This is a genomic window from Allobosea sp. 01N443 (genome assembly GCF_056399325.1).
In genome coordinates this window covers 46918-68697 of record NZ_JBFTRC010000008.1, presented here as the reverse complement: position 1 = coordinate 68697, position 21780 = coordinate 46918, and the positions used below count along the sequence as shown (strand labels likewise).

The 21780-nt window shown below is 65.3% G+C and carries 19 protein-coding genes; 12 read left to right on the top strand and 7 right to left on the bottom strand.

Annotation, left to right across the window (positions count from 1 at the left end; translation table 11 throughout):
• Positions 1-52: 52 nt before the first annotated feature.
• The 3 genes from AC1DRP_RS04275 to AC1DRP_RS04265 all read left to right on the top strand — a co-directional run bounded on the left by AC1DRP_RS04275 (position 53) and on the right by AC1DRP_RS04265 (position 2703).
• Positions 53-838, top strand: a complete 786-nt coding sequence (locus AC1DRP_RS04275) for an RluA family pseudouridine synthase (RefSeq protein WP_441508242.1) — start codon at positions 53-55, stop codon at positions 836-838.
• A 63-nt stretch (positions 839-901) separates the two neighbouring features.
• A complete protein-coding gene (locus tag AC1DRP_RS04270) occupies positions 902-1540 on the top strand; it encodes a DUF6875 domain-containing protein (RefSeq protein ID WP_476767867.1) in 639 nt (212 codons plus the stop codon).
• Entirely contained in the window at positions 1540-2703 is a 1164-nt protein-coding gene (locus AC1DRP_RS04265; RefSeq protein WP_476767866.1) for a GNAT family N-acetyltransferase, read from the top strand. The genes AC1DRP_RS04270 and AC1DRP_RS04265 overlap by 1 nt, the downstream gene beginning before the upstream one ends.
• On the opposite strand, the gene AC1DRP_RS04260 is transcribed toward AC1DRP_RS04265, so the two are convergent.
• The 4 genes from AC1DRP_RS04260 to AC1DRP_RS04245 form a co-directional block, all read right to left on the bottom strand.
• On the bottom strand, positions 2704-2994 hold the full coding sequence (locus AC1DRP_RS04260) for a 4a-hydroxytetrahydrobiopterin dehydratase (protein ID WP_043237017.1): 291 nt from the start codon (positions 2992-2994) through the stop codon (positions 2704-2706).
• Positions 2995-2996: 2 nt separating this feature from the next.
• Positions 2997-3575 (bottom strand): RNA 2',3'-cyclic phosphodiesterase, encoded by a 579-nt coding sequence (thpR, locus tag AC1DRP_RS04255; RefSeq protein ID WP_441493299.1) that lies wholly within the window; start codon positions 3573-3575, stop codon positions 2997-2999.
• A 109-nt stretch (positions 3576-3684) separates the two neighbouring features.
• Positions 3685-4740, bottom strand: coding sequence for an aldo/keto reductase (locus tag AC1DRP_RS04250; protein ID WP_476767865.1), 1056 nt, complete (start codon positions 4738-4740; stop codon positions 3685-3687).
• 122 nt (positions 4741-4862) lie between these two features.
• Positions 4863-5450, bottom strand: coding sequence for an arylesterase (locus AC1DRP_RS04245; RefSeq protein WP_476767864.1), 588 nt, complete (start codon positions 5448-5450; stop codon positions 4863-4865).
• A gap of 192 nt (positions 5451-5642) precedes the next feature.
• On the opposite strand from AC1DRP_RS04245, the gene AC1DRP_RS04240 reads away from it, so the two are divergent.
• The 4 genes from AC1DRP_RS04240 (at position 5643) to AC1DRP_RS04225 (ending at position 10571) form a co-directional block, all read left to right on the top strand.
• On the top strand, positions 5643-6344 hold the full coding sequence (locus AC1DRP_RS04240; protein ID WP_476767863.1) for an ABC transporter ATP-binding protein: 702 nt from the start codon (positions 5643-5645) through the stop codon (positions 6342-6344).
• Between the two features lie 9 nt (positions 6345-6353).
• Complete coding sequence (locus AC1DRP_RS04235; RefSeq protein ID WP_476767862.1) at positions 6354-8942, top strand: ABC transporter permease; 2589 nt, start codon at positions 6354-6356, stop codon at positions 8940-8942.
• A 220-nt stretch (positions 8943-9162) separates the two neighbouring features.
• Positions 9163-9936, top strand: coding sequence for a Bax inhibitor-1/YccA family protein (locus tag AC1DRP_RS04230; protein WP_441493295.1), 774 nt, complete (start codon positions 9163-9165; stop codon positions 9934-9936).
• An 86-nt stretch (positions 9937-10022) separates the two neighbouring features.
• Positions 10023-10571 carry an N-acetyltransferase family protein gene (locus tag AC1DRP_RS04225; protein WP_476767861.1) on the top strand — a complete coding sequence of 183 codons (549 nt, stop codon included), beginning with the start codon at positions 10023-10025 and terminating at the stop codon, positions 10569-10571.
• Here AC1DRP_RS04225 and AC1DRP_RS04220 read toward each other — a convergent pair.
• Positions 10555-10923 carry a DUF2794 domain-containing protein gene (locus AC1DRP_RS04220; RefSeq protein ID WP_113513467.1) on the bottom strand — a complete coding sequence of 123 codons (369 nt, stop codon included), beginning with the start codon at positions 10921-10923 and terminating at the stop codon, positions 10555-10557. The genes AC1DRP_RS04225 and AC1DRP_RS04220 overlap by 17 nt on opposite strands.
• Before the next feature lie 336 nt (positions 10924-11259).
• Positions 11260-11808 carry a peroxidase-related enzyme gene (locus tag AC1DRP_RS04215; RefSeq protein WP_476767873.1) on the bottom strand — a complete coding sequence of 183 codons (549 nt, stop codon included), beginning with the start codon at positions 11806-11808 and terminating at the stop codon, positions 11260-11262.
• Between the two features lie 224 nt (positions 11809-12032).
• On the opposite strand from AC1DRP_RS04215, the gene AC1DRP_RS04210 reads away from it, so the two are divergent.
• Both AC1DRP_RS04210 and AC1DRP_RS04205 read left to right on the top strand, forming a co-directional pair.
• Entirely contained in the window at positions 12033-16877 is a 4845-nt protein-coding gene (locus AC1DRP_RS04210; RefSeq protein WP_476767860.1) for an NAD-glutamate dehydrogenase, read from the top strand.
• A gap of 9 nt (positions 16878-16886) precedes the next feature.
• Positions 16887-17090, top strand: a complete 204-nt coding sequence (locus AC1DRP_RS04205; RefSeq protein ID WP_441493292.1) for a Trm112 family protein — start codon at positions 16887-16889, stop codon at positions 17088-17090.
• Between the two features lie 172 nt (positions 17091-17262).
• On the opposite strand, the gene AC1DRP_RS04200 is transcribed toward AC1DRP_RS04205, so the two are convergent.
• Entirely contained in the window at positions 17263-18513 is a 1251-nt protein-coding gene (locus AC1DRP_RS04200; RefSeq protein WP_441509089.1) for a ubiquinone biosynthesis hydroxylase, read from the bottom strand.
• A 150-nt stretch (positions 18514-18663) separates the two neighbouring features.
• Between AC1DRP_RS04200 and tesB the strand changes: the two genes are divergently transcribed.
• The 3 genes from tesB (at position 18664) to AC1DRP_RS04185 (ending at position 21620) form a co-directional block, all read left to right on the top strand.
• Positions 18664-19530, top strand: a complete 867-nt coding sequence (gene tesB, locus AC1DRP_RS04195) for an acyl-CoA thioesterase II (protein ID WP_441509090.1) — start codon at positions 18664-18666, stop codon at positions 19528-19530.
• 238 nt (positions 19531-19768) lie between these two features.
• Positions 19769-20107 (top strand): P-II family nitrogen regulator, encoded by a 339-nt coding sequence (locus AC1DRP_RS04190; protein ID WP_043236992.1) that lies wholly within the window; start codon positions 19769-19771, stop codon positions 20105-20107.
• 34 nt (positions 20108-20141) lie between these two features.
• Entirely contained in the window at positions 20142-21620 is a 1479-nt protein-coding gene (locus tag AC1DRP_RS04185; protein WP_441493289.1) for an ammonium transporter, read from the top strand.
• Positions 21621-21780: the final 160 nt, after the last annotated feature.

Sequence of the window (21780 nt, the reverse complement as noted above, 5' to 3'; positions counted from 1 at the left end):
CAGGCCAGGCGCCCGAGTTGCGCCACACCGCTGGTTTGGATAGCGCAATGCCATGAGCAGACCGGATCAACCAGCAATTTCGCGCGAGACCCCAGAAGCCGCCCTGCCGGTGCCACTGCTCTATCGCGACGCGATGATGCTGGTGATCGACAAGCCCGCCGGCCTGCCCTCGCATCGCGGCCCGCAGGCAAAGCGCCGCGTCATTCCCGTGCTGACCGATTATCTCGACGCCCTGCGCTTTGGTCTGCCGCGACGGCCAGAAGCCGCCCACCGGCTCGACAAGGATACGTCCGGCTGCCTCATCCTCGGCCGCCACCCACGCGCAATGGCCGAGCTCAACCAGCTGTTCCGCGACGGCCGCATCGACAAGACCTATTGGGCTATCGTCGAGGGCGCCCCGCAGGACGACGAAGGCATGATCGATCTGCCCCTCGCCAGGCGCTCTCCCGAACGCGGCTGGTGGATGAAGGTCGACCCGGAGGGATTGCCTTCACAAACCCGTTATCGGGTGCTGGGTCGCGCGGAGGGTTTGACATGGCTCGAACTCGAGCCGCTCACCGGCCGCACGCATCAATTGCGGGTGCATTGCGCGGCCTCCGGCTGGCCGATGCTGGGCGACGAAGTCTACGGCTCGGCGCCGCGGGACGGCGGACCTGGACTCCAGCTCCATGCCCGCGCTGTCAGCGTTCCGCTCTATCGCAAGCGCGAGCCGGTCAGAGTCGAGGCGCCCCCGCCTTCGCACATGCTGGAGGCGCTTGGGCGCTGCGGCTGGAGCAAATCTTTCGGGAATCCTAACGCCGCTGTCGAACAGGGCGAGCCGTCATCAACCCTTCGCTAATTTGAGCTTGCTATCGCTAGGGAACAGCAACCGGAGCGTGCATTGATGCCGGAGACAGCGACCTTGAGCAGCAGAGCCAGCCCCGGTGGGCTCATGACGCTCGAAGCTGCACGCCAATCCGCGCGTGAGGCCGCCCCGGATGCACTACTGGCGACATTGCTCTCCTGGGTCGAAGACTATCTGATGAGAGGTCATGCCGATCTCGGCAGGACCGGCGCCGTCTGCCCCTTCACACGCCAGGCGGCCCGGCTCGATACGGTCCGCCTCGGCATTTCCAATCAACGCGCCACGGATGAGGATGCGGCCTTCGCCCTGGTTCGGAGCGGCTTCGGTGCGCTCGACGCCATCCCCTGCAAGGCCGGCATGCAGCACTTCCGCACGGTGATCATCGGCTTTCCGAAATGCGACAGCCCGGACGGCATCGCCATGCTCAAGCGCGTCCAGGACCGTCACAAATTCTACTCGCTGCGGCGCAACCGCATGATCGGGCTGATGCATGCGACGTCGGAGGCGCCAGGCCTCTGGAATTCGGATTTCCGGCCGCTGCGCGCGCCTCTGCCTGTCATCGCCATCCGCCACATGGTCGAGCATGACGCGCCCTTCGCGGCCAGGCACCCCCTGCTGCTCCTGCCCTATCTCGCCCGCTTCCCGATCACAGGGTCGAGGCGGCTGATCGCGCATCTGCGCGCCGGAGCCCAATGATGAGCAAGCGGCGGGAAGGCTCCGAGATCGGCGGAGTCGTGACGACAGAGGTCATAACCGAGCGCGATGGTTTCCTCGCACTCCAGCCGGAATGGGACGCGTTCTTTGCACGTGCGGCCCTGCCGCATCAGGTCTTCCAGAGCCACGTCTTCCTGAAGCACTGGGCCGCGCATTATCTCGAGGGGCATGGCCGGCTCAGTATCGTCATTGCACGCCGCCACGGTGTCCTTGCGATGATCTGGCCACTCGTCCGGCAGCGCCGCTGCAGCCTCGAGACGCTCCGCTTCATGGGCATCCCGGTCGCACAGTTCGGTGACATCCTCGTCGAGCCCGGCCCCGACCGCGATACTCTGGTGCGGGCAGCATGGCGCGCCGTGCGCGCACTGGGCGCCGATCTGTTCGAGGCGCGCAAACTGCGAGCAGACTCCATTCTCGCCGCCTCCGGCCTGCTCGGTGAAGCGATGCCGATCGAGCAGCTCAACGCCCCCTTTGCCGATCTGGTCTGGCGGGTCGGCACGAACGGCCCGAGCAGCGCCTACCCGGCCCGCGAGCGCTCGAATTACCGTCGGCGCCTGCGCCGGCTCGAGGAACGCGGCACGATCAGCTTCGAGGCGCCGCCGCCCGGTCCCGCCGCCGCAGCCCTCGCCGGCGACGCCGTGGCGTTCAAGCAAGCCTCGCTGCTGCGCCATGGCACCGTCGCGCCGACGATCGACGATCCTCGCTTCGCGGCCTTCTTTCGGGATTTTGCCGGAGATGCGGACGGGGGGAGTTCGCTGCGCGTCTCCGCAATATGCTGCGATGGCGCCCCGGTCGGCATCGACCTCTCGCTTGACTGCAAGGGCCGCAGCTTCGGCCATGTCCTCGCAGCCCATCCCGATTTCGAGCGGGGCGGCGTCGGCAGCATCCTGATTCATCACAGCTTCGCCAGCGCCAGGGCACGCGGCAATGCCGTGTTCGACCTGCTGGCCCCGTCGGATGCCTACAAGCTCGAACACGCCGACGGGCAGACCGGTGTCAGCGACCTCCTGCTGCCGCTCTCCCTCAAGGGGCGGCTCGCCTGCAGCGTCGGTTTCCAACGCTTGCGGCCCGTTCTGAAGAGCGCGGCCAAGCGACTTCCACCCGGTATTGCGCGCCGTGTCGCGATCTGGGGCAGGGCTGGCTGATCAGCCGGCCATGGCGTCCATGGCGCGGGCGAGCTTGACGTCGAGCTCGGTCAGCCCGCCGGCATCATGCGTAGCCAACGTCACCTCGACCGTCTTGTAGACATTCGACCATTCCGGATGATGGTCCATCCTTTCGGCCAGGAGCGCGACGCGGCTCATCCAGCCGAAGGCCTCATTGAAATCATGGAAGATGAAGCGCTTGGCGATGGCCTCACGACCCTCGACCAGTTTCCAGCCCACCAGCGTCATGAGCGCTTCGTTGCGAGCTTCGGCACTCAGTCGCTTGCGCATGATCATCTCCGCTGGAAATCGCTTCGCGGCAGCCGGTTGGGGTAGGATGGGCCAAGCGGATAGGCGGCCTCAAGCACATAAGGCCCGCCGCCGATCGAATCCCGCGATGACATCAGGGTGAAGCGCCGGGCCGTGAAGGCGATCGGCCGGACGATAGGATGCATCGCCAGATAATGCGCAACCTCGACAGGCGAGGTATCGCGCAGCCGGGCAAGCGTGACATGCGGCACGAATTTGCGCCCTTCCGCCGGTAATCCGAGGCGGCGCATCAGGCGCTCGATATCGGCCTGGAGCTCGCTGAGCTGGCGACTGGGTTGCACCCGCGCAAACACGGCGCGCGGCTTGTCGCCCCCGAAACTGCCCAATGCGTCGAGTGTCACCTCGAAGGGCTGCGTCTGCAGATCGGCGAGAAAGCTGTCGACATCATGGGCCATGCGGCGGTCGACATCGCCGAGGAAGCGCAAGGTAACGTGATAGTCGGCCGGCTCGATCCAGCGCGCACCAACGAGTCCGCCCCGATGCAGCGTCAGCGTCGAGGCGACCTCGGCGGGTATCTCCAGAGCTGTGAACAGCCTCGGCATGGCGAATCAGTGCCAAGTTTTTGTGACTCTGGCGAGACGAAAAGCGATGGACTGCAGGAAAACCTCTGCAAACCTTCGCAGTCCCGCCCCGCCATGAGCCGCGCTTGCTTCAGGGACAGGGGTTTCCGACCAATTGGTGAATCGCGTCGATCTTTGCTTCGACCTCGGGCGAAAGTGCGACAGCGATCGAACCGATATCGGTCCGCAATTGTTCCATTGTCGTCGCGCCAATGATGTTGGCCGTCACGAATGGGCGCGAATTGACGAAGGCCAGCGCCATTTGCGCCGGATCCAGACCAGCCTCGCGGGCAACCGCGATATAGCGCTTCACCGCGTCTTCCGCGCCGGCAGCCTCGTAGCGCTGGCCGCGATTGAACAGCGTCGAGCGCGCGCCGGCCGGCTTGGCACCGTCCAGATATTTGCCGGTGAGGTAGCCCTGAGCCAGCGGCGAATAGGCCAGCAGGCCGACCTGCTCACGCATCGCGATCTCGGCCAGCCCCGTCTCGAAGGTGCGATTGAGCAGGTTGTAGGCATTCTGGATCGATTGGACCCGAGGCCCCCCGCGCATTTCGGAATCGCGCACGAAGCTCATCGTGCCCCAGGCGCTCTCGTTGGAGAGACCTAGATGACGGATCTTGCCGGCCTTCACGATCTCGCCGAAGGCGTCGAGTTGTTCGGCGATCGACGTCTCGCCATCGGGCGTTTCGAAGGCAGCCTTGCTGAAGCGTGTTGGATTCGAGCCCCACGGCATCGAACGCTCGGGGAAATGCAGCTGGTAGAGGTCGATATAGTCGGTCTGCAGCCGCGTCAGGCTCTTGTCGACCGCCTCGAAGATCTGCTTGCGGTTGATGCGGGTCGGTCCGCGATCGTCCCGGAACCAGTCATTGGCCGAGCGGCCGACGATCTTGGAGGCCAGGATGACCTTGTCGCGGTTCTTCCGCGCCTTGAACCAGCTGCCGATGATCCGCTCCGTCGAGCCCTGCGTCTCCGGCCGCGGCGGAATCGAGTACATTTCTGCCGTATCGAAGAAATTCACGCCCTGCGCGAGAGCGTAGTCCATCTGCTCATGGCCCTCGGCTTCGGTGTTCTGCTGGCCCCAGGTCATGGTTCCAAGGCAAATGACCGAAACCTGGAGGTCGGTGCGCCCAAGACGGCGATATTGCATGGTCAGACAACTCCGGAGATTGCGCGCAGGGGCGCTCATGGGGTGGGAAGCGATTTTCGGGCCGACCGGCATGATGCGAACGCCCTGCTCCGTGGCGGCGCATCGGTCCGGAACGGAAGGGATCAGGATTTCGAGCGGATGGTCTCCAGGAAACGCTCGACCGTCGGCAGAATCCGCTCGACGATGACGCGCACGCCTTCGGCTGTCGGATGCAGCAGATCCGGCTGGTTCAGCGCACGATCGCCCGCAATGCCCTCGAGAAAGAACGGATAGAACACCAGCGCGTGTTTCTCGGCGAGTGCCCTGAACAGCCCGTCGAAACGGCCGGTGTACTCCGCGCCGAGATTGCGCGGCGCATACATCCCGGCCAGCAGCACCGGGATACCGCGCACTTTCAGCCGCGTGATGATGTCCTCGAGCGCTTTTTCCGTCACCGCCGGATCGAAACCGCGCAGCGCGTCATTGGCGCCAAGCTCGACAATCACACCATCGGTCCCGTCGGGCACCGACCAGTCGAGCCGCTCGAGGCCCCCCTGGGCGACATCGCCCGAGACACCGGCATTGGCGATATCGACGGCATGTCCCTTCTGGCGCAAGGCTTGCTCCAGCACCGCCGGAAATGCCGCGCTCGCTGGCAGGCCATAGCCGGCGCTGAGGCTGTCGCCCAGCACGACAAGCTTGAGCGGGCGCGGTGTCTGGGCTTGTGCCATGGCTGAAACYGGAAGGAGCATCAAAAGCGCCAGCCAAAAGGCCGCAGCGCAAAAAGCACGGGCAAATGATTGGACAAGCGCGCGACCGCGCCCATATCGGGCGGCGGGGCGCAACGCGCCGAGACCCCATCCCCATCGCGATGCGATGCGGATGGACGGCGTCGATGGCATTGAAGACAGGATCATGTGGCGATGAGTGATAAGTCAGCCCCGGCGATCGAATTGCGGGATGTCCATCTTAGTCTGGGGCGTGCAGCCKCCCGCGTCCATATCCTGAAGGGCGTTTCTTTGTCACTGGCTGCCGGCGAGGCGACCGGGCTGGTCGGTCCTTCGGGATCAGGCAAATCCACCCTGTTGATGACGATGGCCGGGCTCGAACGACCCGATTCCGGACTGGTGAAGGTAGCGGGCCAGGATCTTGGTCAGCTCGGGGAAGATGGCCTTGCGGTTTTTCGTGGGCGCCAGATCGGCATCGTCTTTCAGTCCTTCCATCTCGTTCCGACCATGACGGCGCGCGAGAATGTCGCTCTGCCACTCGAACTTGCGGGCGCAGACGATGCGTTCGCCCGGGCGGAAGCCGAGCTGCGCAATGTCGGGCTCGGCGATCGCATGGACCATTATCCGGCCCAGCTCTCCGGCGGCGAGCAGCAGCGTGTCGCGATCGCTCGCGCCGTCGCGCCTGATCCGGCCATTCTCGTCGCCGACGAACCGACCGGCAATCTCGACGAGAGCACCGGCCGCTCGATCGTCGATCTGATCTTCGCGCTGCGCCGCGAGCGGGGCGCCACCCTCGTGCTGGTCACGCATGACCTCTCGCTTGCCGCGGCCTGCGACCGGACGGTGCGCCTGCGCGCCGGGCGGATCGAAGCCGATGCCGATCTCGCCGTCGCCTGAGCCCTCGCCATGCACGCTCCGGTCAAGCCCACCGCTGCCACCCCTCCCCGCTCCCCTTTTGGCCCGGCACTCGCCCTGCGGCTCGCCTGGCGCGATCTGCGTGGTGGCCTGCGCGGTTTCGGCGTCTTCATCGCCTGTCTCGCTCTCGGCGTCATGGCCATCGCAGCCGTCGGCTCGGCGTCGCGCGGCCTGACGGAAGGATTGCATCGCGAAGGGCGACGCATTCTCGGCGGTGACGTCGCCTTCAGCCTGATCCATCGCGAGGCCACCGCCGTCGAGCGGAGCTTTCTCGAAGGACGTGGCGCCCTCTCGACCATCGCCACGATGCGCGGCATGGCCAATGCGGGCGACAAGGGCGCGGCCCTGATCGAGCTCAAGGCGGTGGATTCCGCCTATCCGAGCATCGGCGAGGTCGTCAGCGAGCCGGCTGGCCCGCTTTCCGATCTGCTGTCCCAGAGCAATGGCAGCTTTGGCGCCATTGCCGATCCCGTGCTGCTTGGTCGCCTCGACCTGAAGGTCGGCGACACGATCTCGGTCGGCAGCGCGCGCGTGCAATTGCGCGCCAGCCTCGTCTCAGAGCCGGACAAGATCGCGTCGGGCGTCGGCTTCGGTCCTCGTCTTCTGGTGTCCCAGGACGCATTGCGTGCCACCGGATTGCTCCAGCCGGGCAGCCTGGTGCGCTGGACCTATCGCGTCTCGCTGCCCCCCACGGCGTCCGATGATGCTGCCCTCGAGCGCCTCACCGCCGATGCCGGTCACCAACAGCCGGACGCTGGTTGGGAAATCCGCTCGCGCGCCAATGCCGCGCCGAGCTTTCAGCGCAATCTCGAGCGTTTCACGCAGTTCCTGACCTTGGTCGGACTGACCGCCCTGCTGGTTGGCGGTGTCGGCGTCGCCAATGCGGTGCGCCGCTTCGTCGAGGCCAAGAAGCTCGATTTCGCGACCTTGAAGGCGATCGGCGCAACCGGCGGGCATGTCGTCGCGATCCATCTGACCGAGGTCATGATCGTTGCGGCGCTTGGCATCGCGATCGGTCTTCTGCTGGGCGCCGCCGCGCCCTTCGCGCTCGGCTATGCGCTTCGCGACCTGCTGCCCCTGCCCTTCGAGCCRACATTGGCGCCAGGAGAGCTGGTGATCGCGGCGCTCTATGGCCTGCTGACCGCGCTGGTCTTTGCGATATTGCCGCTCGGCCGGGCGCATGACGTGCCAGTCTCGGCCCTGTTCCGCGACCAGATCGAGCCGGATCTGCGCCGGCCCAGGCTGGTCTATCTCGGTGTTTTCCTTGCGGCTCTCATCGGCCTCGTCGGCGTCGCAGTCGCCTTCGCCTATGACCGCCGCATCGCACTGATCTATATCGCCGTGGCCGCCGGCATCTTCCTGCTGCTGCGCCTCGTCGCCTGGAGTCTGATGGCTCTCGCTCGCCGCAGCCCGCGACCGCGGAACCCGGCCCTGCGGATGGCGCTCGCCAATGCCCATCGCCCCGGCGCATTGACGCCGTCGCTCGTGCTCTCGCTGGGCCTCGGAGTCGCCCTGCTCTCGGCGCTCGCCTTCATCGATGTCAGCCTCACCCGGCAGTTGACCCAGTCGCTGCCGGACAAGGCGCCGAGTTTCTTCTTCCTCGATATCCCGAACGGCCAGAGCGCGCGCTTTGACAGCTTCATCGCCGAAACGAGGCCAGGCGCCACGCTCGAACGCGTCCCGATGATGCGCGGCCGCATCACCAGTCTCAACGGCGTGCGTGCCGAGCAGATCAAGGCCTCCGAGCAGGCAGCCTGGGTCCTGGATGGCGATCGCGGCATCACCTATGCGGAAACCATGCCCGAGGGCTCGATCATCACTGCCGGGGAATGGTGGCCGGCAGGCTACCGCGGCGAACCGCTCGTCTCCTTCGATGCGCCGATCGCCGCCGGGCTTGGGCTCAAGGTCGGCGATAGCGTCACCGTGAACGTGCTGGGCCGCAACATCACGGCGCGGATCGCCAATCTGCGCACCATCGAATGGCGCTCGCTCGGCATCAATTTCGTCATGGTGTTCTCGCCCAACACCTTTGCCGGCGCGCCGCACACCAATCTCGCAACTGTCACCTCCGGGACCGACGCGACGGCCGGCGCCGATGCGCAGCTGCTGCGCCGGCTGGCGGTCGAATTCCCATCGGTCACCGCCGTGCGGGTGAAGGACGCGCTCGAAGCGGTCAACACCATCGTCAGCCAGCTCGCGACCGCGATTCGCGGCGCCTCGGGCCTGGCGATCGCCTCCAGCCTGCTGGTCCTGGCAGGCGCTCTCGCGGCCGGGCAGCATGCGCGGCTATACGACGCGATGATCCTGAAGACGCTCGGCGCGACACGTCGCTTCATACTTTCGTCGTACGCCCTCGAATATGCCGGAATAGGTTTTGTCTCCGCCCTGTTCGGCGTTGTCGCCGGCGCATTGGCAGGCTGGGGGGTCGTCACCCAAGTGATGAAGATAGAATTCGTCAGCGATCCAACCGGCGCGATCCTCGCTGCGACTGCCGCGATCATGGTCACCGTCCTGTTCGGATTGTTCGGAACCCTAAAAATACTATCGAAGGCGCCAGCTTCTCATCTGCGGAATTTATGAGAACTGTCGCTCTTGCCTCCGAGATAGACATGGAGCGTTCGCCGCATTGCATCATTCTGGGGCCCGTGATCTATTCAGGCGGCGCTCTTAACCATGGCGGCCTCTTGTAAGGTCGCTCAATCCCCCTCATATTCCGCGTTGTCGCCACGATTTTGGGCGATGGTGGAGATCGCGGAGGCGATGTCCGCCCCGGAATTCTACCTGTGAGGGAAATCGCTCTATGAGCAACTTCGACCGCAATGCTCCAGTCTGGGGTGCCGGCCGCGCACAGCAGACCAGCGCCGTCGAGATGGATCAGGGCCTGCGCTCGTTCATGCTCGGCGTCTACAACAACATGTCGATCGGTCTGGCCATCACCGGCCTTGCCGCCCTCGGCATCAGCATGCTCGCGATCGGCGGCGTCTCGGCGGAAGGCAAGATCACCGCACTTACCCCGCTCGGCCAGGCCCTTTATCTCAGCCCGCTCAAATGGGTTGTGATGCTGGCCCCGCTCGCCTTCATCTTCTTCTTCTCGTTCAAGGCCGAGAGCATGAGCTCCTCGACCGCGCGCACCATGTTCTTCGCCTTCGCGGCGGTGATGGGCGTGTCGATGTCCTCGATCTTCGTCGTCTTCACCGGCGCGTCGGTCACTCAGGTCTTCTTCATCACGGCCGCCGCCTTCGGCGCGCTCAGCCTTGCCGGCTACACCACGAAGAAGTCGCTTTCGGGCATGGGCTCCTTCCTGATCATGGGCCTGATCGGTCTGGTGATCGCCTCGGTGGTCAACATCTTCCTGGCCTCGAGCGCGCTCTCTTTCGCCATCTCGGCGATCGGCGTGCTGGTCTTCGCCGGCCTGACCGCCTGGGATACCCAGCGCCTGAAGGAGATGTATCTCTACTCGGATCTGGACGCCGAATCGGCTGCGAAGCTCTCGGTGAACGGCGCTCTGTCGCTCTACCTGAACTTCATCAACATGTTCCAGATGCTGCTTCAGCTGTTTGGCGATCGTCGCTGATCGATCGTCCGCCTTGCAGATCAAGCGAGCCCCGGCTGCAAAGCCGGGGCTTTTCTTTTGCGTTCCTCGCGGTCCATCTTGATCGGATGGACCCCATCACGATCAGGGACGGTCGCATCGACGACATCCCCGTCATCACCACGATCTATGCCGATGCCGTCTCGAACGGCACCGCCTCCTGGGAGCTTGAACCGCCCTCGACCGGCGAGATGCAGCGGCGCTTCGAGGCGCTCATTGCCGATGGCTATCCCTATCTCGTCGCGACCAGAGGCGAGGATCTGCTCGGTTATGCCTATGCCGGTGCCTATCGCCCGCGCCCGGCCTATCGCAGCACGGTGGAGGACTCGATCTATCTCTCGCGGCAAGCACAGGGCTTCGGTATCGGCCGCGCTCTGCTGAGCGCGCTGATCGCCGCGTGCGAAGTCAGGGGCTTCCGGCAGATGGTCGCGGTCATTGGCGATGGGAACGGCGCCTCGGCCGCCTCGCGACGGCTGCATGAACACGCCGGATTCGCGCTCATCGGGGTCGCCAGGGCCGTCGGCTACAAGCACGGCCGCTGGCTCGACCAGATGCTGATGCAGAAGGAAATCGGCGACGGCAACCGAACCGCGCCGCCCCTCAACTCACCACGCTGAGCTTCTTGTCGACCACCCGCAGGACACGGCTGAGATCCGAGCCGCGCTTCAGGATCAGCCCGGTCGCCGCGACGATCGAGTACGCGCCCTGGCGCTTGGCAAGGGCGGGATCCTTGACGATCCGGTAGAGCGGGACCTCGGAGGTTCGGCGATAAACCGAGAACTGTGCCTTGTCCTTCAGGAAATCGATGGCGTAGTCGCGCCATTCGCCGGCAGCGACCATCCGGCCGTAGAGATTGAGAAGCTCAGAGAGTTCCCGGCGATCAAAAGTAACGGCCGCCGGCTTGGCCGGACCGGGGAAGGCAACCACCGCCCCGGCCCCGTGCGATTGCGGCGTTTCGCTTTCGCTCATAGCGCCTCCCGATCGGCGGTCGGGCAGGGCCCGATCGCACTTCCCGTTGGGCAGGATGATGCGCCCCGGATGCTGCGCTGGCAAGAGATCGAGGCAGGCCGAAAAGAATCACGCCTTCGTCAGCCACGCCGCATTTTCGCCGCGAACGCGCCAAGCGATGGCCAAGTTGCCGGGCTCAACTCTCCTCGTTGCCTCGACGGCCCGGCCTCATTGAGTTCCGGATACGTCAGCCCCCCAGCCCCCCGGGCTTGGTGAGGTCGGGCCTATCGGTTCGAGGCTACCTCAACGGCTGGCGGTTTCCGCTGGCCGTTTTCTTTTGGCGAAAATGCAGGCTCTTCAGCGGTTTTGTCCGTGATACTGGGCATTTGGCCGCATATCGACGGCCGAGGCCATCCTGTTCGACATGTTGAAGAACGAAGCGACCGCACCGACATCCCAGATGTCACGTTCGCCGAATCCCGCCGCCCGCAACGCCTCGCGATCACCTTCCTCGACGAGATAGGGCGTCTCGCTCAGCTTCACCGCAAAATCGAGCATCGAACGATGGCGGGGCGAGAGCGAGGCAGCGCGATAGTTCATGGCCATCAGCTCGCCGAGCACCGGATCCCCCGAGAGCTGACGGACCGCGGCGCCATGTGCCGTCAGGCAGTAATAGCACCGGTTCACGCTCGACACGGCGACGGCGATCATTTCGCGCTCGAGCTTGGAGAGACCCGAAGGGCCGAGCATCAGGTCGTTGTAGAACGCGGCGAAGGCCGTGAGCTTGGCATCGTCATGGGCGTAGGCCAGCAGCACATACGGCACGAAGCCGAGCTTCTCCTGGCATTTGGCGAAATAGGCCCGATTCTCGGGCGACAGTTCGACTTCCGGCAACGCCAGCGCCATCACCCTTGGCGACTCATCCTGCCGAGTCGGAAGCTCTCCGACCTTCGATTTGTCATGCTTGTTCGACATGGTCCGTTTCCTGATGTGTCGGCGGGGTTGAACTTTCGACAGGATCTGCCGCGATGTTCGCACGGGCGCCCTTGTTCGTGTGCATGATGCGACGAAAGTTGAAAGGCGCCGCAGCCTATGTCATCGCTGCGGCAAAATAACTGAGGGTTCTGGGGATGGTTAAACGAGTGACGAATGCAACGATCGAGGCTCTGGCCGCGGTCGAGGCCGCAGCCTCCCAGAGCGGAACCGGCATGCCGGCGGAGTTTCCGAAGCTGCTCTATGGCCGCGTCGTTGCCGAAGATATCGTCGCACTCCCGCCGGATCTCCTCGCCCGTGCCGCTGCCGCCGCCTACAAGCATCTGACCGCGAAGCGCCGGCCCGGCACGCCGAATCTGCGTTTCCGGGACGAGGCGTTCAGCGAGCATGGCCGCGAACGCCAGATCACGATTCTCGAGGTCGTGAACGATAACAAGGCTTTCCTGCTCGATTCGACGCTGGCTGAGCTGACCGAGCAGGGTTACGAGCCTCGCCTCGTCGCCCACCCCATCCTGGCGGTCGTGCGCGATGCCGACGGCGCTTTTCACTCGCTTGCAGGCGAAGCGACCGGACGGGCTCCGGAAGGCGCTCGCCGCGAAAGCCTGATCCATATCCATCTCGACCGTATCGACACGCCCGAGGCGCGCGAGCGCCTGAAGACCGGTCTTGAGCGGGTCTATGTCGATGTCGGYCTAGCGGTCGACGATTGGGCGGCCATGCGCGGGCGAATCACCGAGGTGATTCAAGCCTATCGCTCCAACCCGCCCCCGCTTGCCGAGGACGAGGTCGCTGAGGCTCTGCAATTCCTCGAATGGATCGCCGGCGACAATTTCACGCTTCTCGGCATTCGAGCCTACCGTTTCCCGGGCGGTGATGCGGCTGCCGACCCGATCGACAGCTCGGGTCTCGGCATCCTGCGCGATCCCTCCGTGCGCATGCTGCGCAAGAATCGCGAAATGGTGGTGATGACGCCGGAGATTCGCGCCTTCCTCGCCAAACCGCAGGCGCTGATCATCACCAAGGCCAACGTCAAGAGCCGCGTGCATCGCCGCGTCCATCTCGACTATATCGGCGTCAAGCTGTTCACACCTGATGGCCATCTCGACGGCGAGATGCGCATCGTCGGCCTGCTGACCTCCAATGCCTATACGGGCAGCGCCCGCGCCATTCCCTATCTGCGGCTCAAGGTCGCGCGCGTCRCCAAGAACACGGGCTTCGACGCGGCGAGCTATTCCGGCCGCGCGCTGCTCAACGTGCTCGATGCCTTTCCGCGCGACGAGCTTTTCCAGATCGACGGCGAGACACTCGAACGCTTCGCGCTCGATATCCTGCAGCTGACCGAGCGCCCGCGCATCCGCGCGCTGGCCCGGGTCGACGAGTTCGACCGCTTCGTCTCGATCCTCGTCTTCATTCCGAAGGATCGCTACGACACGCAGGTCCGCCGTCGCGTCGGCGAATTCCTGGCGCGGATCTATGAGGGGCGCCTGTCGGCCGCTTACCCGGCCTATCCGGAAGGCCCGCTGTCCCGCACCCATTACATCATCGGCCGCGACGAAGGCCGCACACCAAGGGTCGATCGCGCCACGCTGGAAGCCGGCATTGCTGCGATCGTCCGAACCTGGGCGGATGGCCTCAAGGACGTTCTCGACGAGCAGAAGGCGGGCCCGGCAGCGCGGTCGCTGACCGAGCGCTATGCCGAGGCCTTTGGCGCGGCCTATCGCGAGCGCTTCTCGGCAACCGATGCGCTCGAAGACATCGACATGCTGCAGAAGCTCACCCCGGAGCGGTCGCGCGCGGTCAATCTCTATCGCCGCGAGGGCGATACCGCGGCGCGGGCCAATCTCAAGGTCTTCTCGAGTGGTTCGCCGATCTCCCTCTCCGCCCGCGTGCCGGTGCTCGAGAACATGGGCTTCCGCGTCGTCAACGAGCGGACCTTCAACCTGACGCCGGCAGCCAATGGAGTTGAAGCGCCTGAGGCCGCCCGTGTCTGGCTGCACGACATGACGCTTGAGCGTGCCGGCGGAGGCGAAATCGATGTCGCCCGCCTCGATCCGACGATCGAAGCAGCGCTGATGGCCCAGTTCCGTGGGCTGGCGGAATCGGACCGTTTTGACCAGCTCGTCCTTGCCGCCGGAATCGCCTGGCGCGAGGCGGCGCTGCTGCGTGCGCTCGGGCGCTATCTCAGGCAGGTCGGCGCGCCCTACGCCCAGGACTACATCGCCGATGCGCTGACCCGACACCCCGGCATCGCCTCGAAGCTGATCGCCTATTTCGTCGCCAAATTCGACCCGCATTTCGATGCGAGCAAGCGCGAGAAGGCGATGCAGGCCGAGCGTGACAGCATCGAAGCCGCGCTCAACGACGTCACCAGCCTGGACGAGGACCGCATTCTGCGGCGCCTGGTCAACCTGATCGAAGCGGCGCTGCGCACCAATTTCTTCCAGATCGGCCCGGATGGCTATCCGCGCAGCACGATCTCGCTGAAATTCGAATGCGCCAGGCTCGACGATCTGCCGCTGCCGCATCCGCTCTACGAGATCTTCGTCTATTCGCCCCGCGTCGAGGGTGTGCACCTGCGCTTCGGCAAGGTCGCGCGCGGCGGCCTGCGCTGGTCCGACCGGCCGCAGGATTTCCGCACCGAGGTGCTGGGCCTGGTCAAGGCTCAGCAGGTGAAGAACGCCGTGATCGTTCCGGTCGGCGCCAAGGGCGGCTTCTTCCCCAAGCAGTTGCCGCCGGCGAGTGATCGCCAGGCCTGGATCGCGGAAGGCACCGAGAGCTACCGCATCTTCGTCCGCACCCTGCTGGAGCTCACCGACAATCTCGACGGCGAGACGGTCATTCCGCCGGCCGACACCGTGCGCCATGATGGCGATGATCCCTATCTCGTCGTCGCCGCCGACAAGGGCACCGCAACCTTCTCCGATATCGCGAACGCGCTTTCGATCGAGAAGGGACATTGGCTCGGCGATGCCTTCGCCTCTGGCGGCAGCCAGGGCTATGACCACAAGAAGATGGGCATCACCGCACGTGGCGCCTGGGAGGCCGTGAAGCGGCATTTTCGCGAGATCGACATCGACATCCAGTCGACCCCCTTCTCGGTGGCGGGTGTCGGCGACATGTCGGGCGACGTCTTCGGCAACGGCATGCTGCTCTCGCCGGCGATCAGGCTTGTGGCCGCCTTCGACCACCGCGACATCTTCCTCGATCCGGAGCCCGATCTGGCAGCGTCACACGCCGAACGCCAGCGCCTGTTCGCGCTGCCCCGCTCCTCGTGGCAGGACTACGACAAGTCGCTGATCTCCAAGGGCGGCGGCGTATTCTCGCGCCAGGCCAAGAGCATCCCACTCTCCCCGGTGCTGCGCGCGCTGCTTGATCTCGACAAGGCGGAAGTCACCCCGCCCGAACTGATGACCGCAATCCTCAAGGCGCGGGTCGACCTGCTCTGGTTCGGCGGCATCGGCACCTATATCCGAGCCACCGACGAGACCGATGCCCAGGTCGGCGACCGCGCCAATGACGCGATCCGGATTGCGGGCGCCGATCTGCGGGCCCGTGTCGTCGGCGAAGGCGCCAATCTGGGCTGCACCCAGCGCGGCCGCATCGAAGCCGCCCGCAACGGCATCAGGATCAACACCGATGCCATCGACAACTCCGCCGGCGTCAACACCTCCGACGTCGAGGTCAATATCAAGATCGCACTCGCGGGCCCTGTCCGCGACGGGCGCCTGCCTGAGAAGAAGCGCAACGCCCTGCTCGTCGACATGACCGATGAGGTCGGCCTCCTCGTCCTGCGCAACAACTACCTGCAGACGCTGGCGCTTTCGCTGACCGAGGCTCAGGGCGCGACGGCAACGCCCGCGCTGCGTCGCCTGATGCTGACGCTGGAAGCCCAGGGCCGTCTCGATCGCTCGGTCGAGTTCCTGCCGACCGATATGGTGCTGGCCGAGCGCGAGAAGCGCGGCGAGGGCCTGACCCGGCCGGAGCTTGCCGTGCTGCTGGCCTATGCCAAGCTCGCGCTGCACGATGCCTTGCTCGAATCGGCCATTCCGGACGATCTCTATCTCAACAACGAGCTCGCCCGTTATTTCCCGAAGGCGCTGCGCGACAAATACGGCGCCGAGATTGCCAGCCACAAGCTGCGTCGCGAGATCGTCGCAACCCAGCTCGCCAATGCCATCATCAACCGTGGCGGCCCGGCCATCGTCTCGACCCTGGCCGGCCAGACACGCGCCGACGCACCGGCGATCGCCGCGGCTTACGCCATTGCGCGTGACTCCTTCGATCTGATCGCCCTGAACGGGGCGATCGATGCGCTCGACGCCAAGATCCCGGGCAAGACCCAGATCGGTCTCTATGCCGCGGCCCAGGAACTCGTCACCGATCGGATGAGCTGGTTCCTGCGTCGGGGCGTCGCCAAACCGGGCTCCATCGAGCAAACGGTTGCGCATTACGCGAGGGGCGTCTCCGCACTCGCCGGCGAACTCGACAGCCTGCTGCCCGAGGCAGCCGCCCAGGCGCGTACGGCCCGCATCGCCGTTCTCGTCTCGGAATCAGTGCCCGAAACCCTCGCTGCGCGGATTGCCAGCCTGCCCGCACTTGCCCAGGCGACCGACATCGTCGACATCGCCGACCGGACCAAACGGTCGATTTCCGAGTTGGCGCGGATTCATTTCGGCGCCGATTCGGTCTTCGGCCTGTCCAGCCTGGCGGCAGCAGCAGCAGCCGTACCGGCGACCGACGATTATGAGCGCCTGGCCCGCGACCGCGCCATCGAAACGCTGGTCGATGCTCATGCCGGGTTGACTCAGGAGATCGCCTCGGGCGCAACCGGATCCGACACCCTCGATGGCTGGCTGGCCGAGCGTGGCGCGGAGGCCGATCGCACCCGCGCGACGGTCTCGGCCATCACGATGTCGGGCCTGTCCCTGCCGAAATTGATGGTCGCAGCCGGCATGCTCGCCGATCTTCCGAGAAAGCACTGAGACGAGATCATGACCGAGACCGAACGCGACATGCCCGCCACCCGGATCGACCCGAAACTGCTCGAGATCCTGGTCTGCCCGGTGACCAAGAGCACGCTCGAATACGACGCAGCAAAGCAGGAGCTGATCAGCCGCCCTGCCAAGCTCGCCTATCCGATCCGCGACGGCATTCCGATCATGCTGCCGGAAGAGGCACGGCAGATCGAGGGATAGACCCCGCTCTCGAGGCCCACTTCGGAGCGATCGGTGTCATGGTCGGGCCTGTCCGACCATGACGCCTCTCCTTAAAGCATCGGCCCGAAAAGTGGATTGCGGTGTTCGGGAAGGCCGATGCAAAGACAAAGGGTTAGATCATCGGAGTGGATACGATATCCGGTCCGATGATCTAGAGCGCCTCGCCTCTGAGCAGGCGCGGCGGGTCCCCTGCCAGTCCCGCCGCCTCGCGGATGAAGAAGCGCTTCAGCCCTGGCATCCGATCGACCAGCCCGAGCCCGAAATCGCGAGCCAGGCGAAATGGCGTCACGTCATTTGAAAACAGCCGATTGAGCCCGTCCGTCACCGCGCCCATCGCAACCGTGTCGAAACGCCGGGCGCTTTCATAACCTTCGAGAACGTCGGCGCTGCCTGGATCGAGCCCAAGCCGCGCGGCATCGACGATGGCCTCAGCCAGGGCCGCGACATCCTTCAGCCCGAGATTGAGCCCCTGGCCGGCAATCGGATGGATCAGGTGAGCGGCGTCACCAAGCAGCGCCAGCCTGTCGCCGACGAAGCGTCGCGCCACGCCAAAGCCGAGCGGCATCGCCGTGACCTTGCTCTCCAGTGCAAGCTCCCCAAGCTCCAGTCCGAAGCGCCGCTCGATCTCGTCGAGCATATCGGCCTCGTCGAGCGAGAGCAGCGCCGCGACATTCTCCTCGCGCTCCGTCCAGACGATCGAAGAGCGGTGGCCGAGCCTGCCGCCGTCGCTGAGCGGGAGGATCGCAAAGGGCCCGGATGGCAGGAAATGTTCGACGGCCCGCCCGTCATGCGGCCGCTCATGGCTCAGCGTCGCAACCAGCCCGGACTGGTGGTAGGACCAGCCGACCCAACCGATGCCGGCGCGTTCGCGGAGCCGCGACCGCGCGCCATCCGCAGCCACGAGCAGTAACGCCCCAATGCGCTCGCCGCCCGCATAGGTGATCTCGATGGTATCGTCCTGCGCATCGAAACCGCGAACGCCTTCCGGCCGCATCTCGACATTCGCTTCACGGCAGGCGCTCAACAGCGCCGTCATCAGCGCCATGTTCTCGACCATATGGGCGAAGGATTGTCCGGGCTCGATCTCGCCGTCAAAGGTCAGGAAGACCGGACGCACCACGTCTGGATTGCGGCTGTCGGTCACCACCATTTCGGTCATCGCGGCAGAACTGCCTGCAACGGCCTCCCAGACGCCCAGCACCTCCAGCATGTTGCGTGCAGCCGCCGCCACGGCGTAGGCGCGGTTGTCCTGACGCGGCGGTGCCGCAAGCGCCGGGTCCGCCAGGACGATTGCATAAGCCTCGCCGAGCGCCCGTTTCAGCGCCAGCGCCAGCGAAAGCCCGGCGATGCCGCCACCCGCGATCACGATCCGCCTTCCGGAATGGCCGGTCTGCTGCCCCATCGTCCTGCTCCTGCGCCTCATGCCGACCACGCCTGGACCAGCGCTTGACGACGCCCGGTGCGTCGGTGCTGATGCGGAGGATACGGCGGAACCGTCTTCGGCTCAGCCGGCCCGCCCGTCAATCCGCCCGCCAGTCGAGCCTGAAGAACCATGTCCCAGATCAGCGACTCCCTGATGTCGATCCTCGACCTCGAGCGGCTCGAGCGCAATCTGTTCCGCGGTCGCAGCCCCAAGATCGGCTGGCAGCGGGTCTTCGGCGGGCAGGTCATCGGGCAGGCCCTCTACGCCGCCTGCCAGACAGTGGAAGGCCGCCAGCCGCACTCGCTGCACGCCTATTTCCTGCTGCCGGGCGACCCCGAGACTCCGATCATTTACGAGGTCGAAAGGCTCCGCGACGGCCGCTCGTTTACGACGCGGCGCGTGCTGGCGATCCAGCATGGCGAGGCGATCTTCTCGATGTCCGCCTCGTTCCAGGCTGAAGAACCCGGCTATGAGCATCAGATGCCGATGCCGGACGTGCCGATGCCGGAGGAACTGCCGAACCGGGAGGAGATGCAGCGCAGCGTGCTGCCGCATATGCCCGAAGCCGTGCGCGCCTATTACCAGCGCGAGCGGCCGATCGAGATTCGGCCCGTCGAGCTCCAGCGCTACGTCACAGGCGAGAAGATGGAGCCGAAGTTCAATGTCTGGATCCGCTCGATGCAGCCTTTGCCCGACGATCCGGCGGTTCATCAAAGCGTGCTTGCCTATGCTTCGGATCTGATGCTGCTCGATTCGAGCCTCATCGCGCATGGCAAGACCGTGTTCGACAAGCAGATCCAGGGCGCGAGCCTCGATCATGCGCTCTGGTTTCATCGCCCCTTCCGCGCCGATGACTGGCTGCTCTATGCTCAGGACAGCCCCTCGACCTCGGGCGCGCGCGGGTTCTCCCGCGGCCTTGTTTTCGATCGCCATGGCAAGCTCGTCGCGTCCGTGGCGCAGGAAGGCCTGATCCGGCCGCGTCCGGACCGCGAATGAGCGCTTTCTAAGCAGAAGCACAGCAACCAAGCATTTGCCTGTTTATTAGGCAATCACCCCGCACCGAGTGGTGCGACGGGGCGTTTTTCCTTGCGTCATCCCCTCATGATCCCCCTCCGGCAGTTGGCACGGGCCTTGAATTGACCGGCCGTGACGTGTGTCGGGCTCCCGGCGCGCGCGGAGCGCAACGCGATCGCCGGGGCTGACATCCGGGCGGCGGAAACGGGGAAACCCAAGCATGAAAATCGTGATGGCTGTCATCAAGCCGTTCAAGCTGGAGGAGGTGCGCGACGGGCTCACCGCCATCGGCGTGCATGGCCTGACCGTGACCGAGGTGAAGGGATATGGCCGGCAGAAGGGCCATACCGAGATTTATCGCGGTGCCGAATATGCCGTGAGCTTCCTGCCGAAGATCAAGATCGAAGTCGCCGTCTCGGACGAGCTCGTCGGCAAGGTGATCGAGGCGATCACCGCCGCAGCCCGTACCGGCCAGATCGGCGACGGCAAGATCTTCGTCTCGTCGATCGAGAAGGCCGTCCGCATCCGCACAGGCGAGACCGACGGCGACGCCCTCTGATCCTCTCGATCCTTCAGTCCAGGAGTTTCAACCGATGAATTTCAAGACCCCATTGCGGGCCGGGCTGGTCGGAGCGGTGCTCGCCGCGACCACGGCGGTCGCGCTGGCCCAGACAGCGGCGGCTCCCGCCGCGCCGGTACCGAACAAGGGCGATACCGCCTTCATGATGAGCTCGACCGTGCTCGTGCTGCTGATGACGATTCCCGGCCTCGCCCTGTTCTATGGCGGCCTGGTGCGCAGCAAGAACATGCTCTCGGTGCTGACCCAGGTCTTCGCCATCGTCTGCATGGTCAGCCTGCTCTGGGTGATCTACGGCTACTCCCTCGCCTTCACCCACGGCGGCGGCCTGAACGATTTCGTCGGCGGCTTCTCGAAAGCCTTCCTGCGCGGCGTCGACGGCAACTCGGTCGCGGCGACCTTCTCGAACGGCGTCGTCATCCCCGAATACGTCTACATCTGCTTTCAGATGACCTTCGCCTGCATCACGCCGGCCCTGATCGTTGGCGCCTTCGCCGAGCGCATCAAGTTCTCGGCGCTGATGCTGTTCACCGCCCTCTGGGTGACCTTCATCTATTTCCCGATGGCCCATATGGTCTGGTACTGGGGCGGTCCCGATGCCGTCGGCAATGCGGCCAAGGCTGTCGCTGAGGCGGGCCCCGATGCCAAGGCGGCCGCAACCGCGGCGCTCGACGCGGTCAACGCCGATGCCGGCATGCTCTTCAAATGGGGTGCGCTCGACTTCGCCGGCGGCACCGTCGTCCACATCAACGCGGGCATCGCCGGCCTCGTCGGCTGCATGCTGCTCGGCAAGCGCGTCGGCTACGGTAAGGAACTGATGGCCCCGCACTCGCTGACCATGACGCTGATCGGCGCAGCCCTGCTCTGGGTCGGCTGGTTCGGCTTCAATGCCGGCTCGAATCTCGAGGCCAACGGCACCGCCGCGCTTGCCATGATGAACACCTTCGTCGCCACGGCGGCAGCCGCGCTCGGCTGGCTCTTCGTCGAATGGGCGGCCAAGGGCAAACCCTCGCTGCTCGGCATGGTCTCGGGCGCGGTTGCCGGTCTCGTCGCCGTCACGCCGGCCGCTGGCTTCGCAGGCCCGATGGGCTCGATCGTGCTCGGCCTCGTCGCTGGCGCCGTCTGCTTCGTCTTCTGCTCCACCGTCAAGAATGCGCTCGGCTACGACGATTCGCTCGACGTGTTCGGCATCCACTGCGTCGGCGGCATCATCGGCGCCCTGGCCACCGGCATCCTGGTCAATCAGGCGCTCGGCGGCGGCGGCATCCCGGACTATGTCTCCAAGCCGGGCGAGCTCGTCACCGCGGCCTATGAATTCGGGCCGGCATTCGTGGCTCAGGCCAAGGCCGTTCTCTTCACGCTCGTCTTCAGCGGCGTCGGCTCACTGATCCTCTACAAGATCGTCGACGTCGTCGTCGGTCTGCGCGTCACCACGGATCAGGAGCGCGAAGGCCTCGACATCGCCGAGCACGGCGAGCGCGCCTACAGCATGTAAGCGCCTCCGGCCGCTTCACGTGAAACAGGCCTCGGCGGTCTCCCGCCGGGGCCTTTCTCATGGTAACTGCGCCCGCAGAAGCAGGCCGATCGATCCGCCGGCGAGGCGCTCCCCTTCAAGGTTAAGCGGGTCTTAACCTGACCTTCATACCCTGATCGCT

Coding starts and splice junctions, on each gene's coding strand:
- AC1DRP_RS04275 (WP_441508242.1), top strand. CDS start 53: ATGAGCAGACCGGATCAACCAGCAATTTCGCGCGAGACCCCAGAAGCC.
- AC1DRP_RS04265 (WP_476767866.1), top strand. CDS start 1,540: ATGAGCAAGCGGCGGGAAGGCTCCGAGATCGGCGGAGTCGTGACGACA.
- AC1DRP_RS04260 (WP_043237017.1), bottom strand. CDS start 2,994: ATGCGCAAGCGACTGAGTGCCGAAGCTCGCAACGAAGCGCTCATGACG.
- thpR (WP_441493299.1), bottom strand. CDS start 3,575: ATGCCGAGGCTGTTCACAGCTCTGGAGATACCCGCCGAGGTCGCCTCG.
- AC1DRP_RS04250 (WP_476767865.1), bottom strand. CDS start 4,740: ATGCAATATCGCCGTCTTGGGCGCACCGACCTCCAGGTTTCGGTCATT.
- AC1DRP_RS04245 (WP_476767864.1), bottom strand. CDS start 5,450: ATGGCACAAGCCCAGACACCGCGCCCGCTCAAGCTTGTCGTGCTGGGC.
- AC1DRP_RS04230 (WP_441493295.1), top strand. CDS start 9,163: ATGAGCAACTTCGACCGCAATGCTCCAGTCTGGGGTGCCGGCCGCGCA.
- AC1DRP_RS04225 (WP_476767861.1), top strand. CDS start 10,023: ATGGACCCCATCACGATCAGGGACGGTCGCATCGACGACATCCCCGTC.
- AC1DRP_RS04220 (WP_113513467.1), bottom strand. CDS start 10,923: ATGAGCGAAAGCGAAACGCCGCAATCGCACGGGGCCGGGGCGGTGGTT.
- AC1DRP_RS04215 (WP_476767873.1), bottom strand. CDS start 11,808: ATGGCGCTGGCGTTGCCGGAAGTCGAACTGTCGCCCGAGAATCGGGCC.
- AC1DRP_RS04205 (WP_441493292.1), top strand. CDS start 16,887: ATGACCGAGACCGAACGCGACATGCCCGCCACCCGGATCGACCCGAAA.
- AC1DRP_RS04200 (WP_441509089.1), bottom strand. CDS start 18,513: ATGGGGCAGCAGACCGGCCATTCCGGAAGGCGGATCGTGATCGCGGGT.
- tesB (WP_441509090.1), top strand. CDS start 18,664: ATGTCCCAGATCAGCGACTCCCTGATGTCGATCCTCGACCTCGAGCGG.
- AC1DRP_RS04190 (WP_043236992.1), top strand. CDS start 19,769: ATGAAAATCGTGATGGCTGTCATCAAGCCGTTCAAGCTGGAGGAGGTG.
- AC1DRP_RS04185 (WP_441493289.1), top strand. CDS start 20,142: ATGAATTTCAAGACCCCATTGCGGGCCGGGCTGGTCGGAGCGGTGCTC.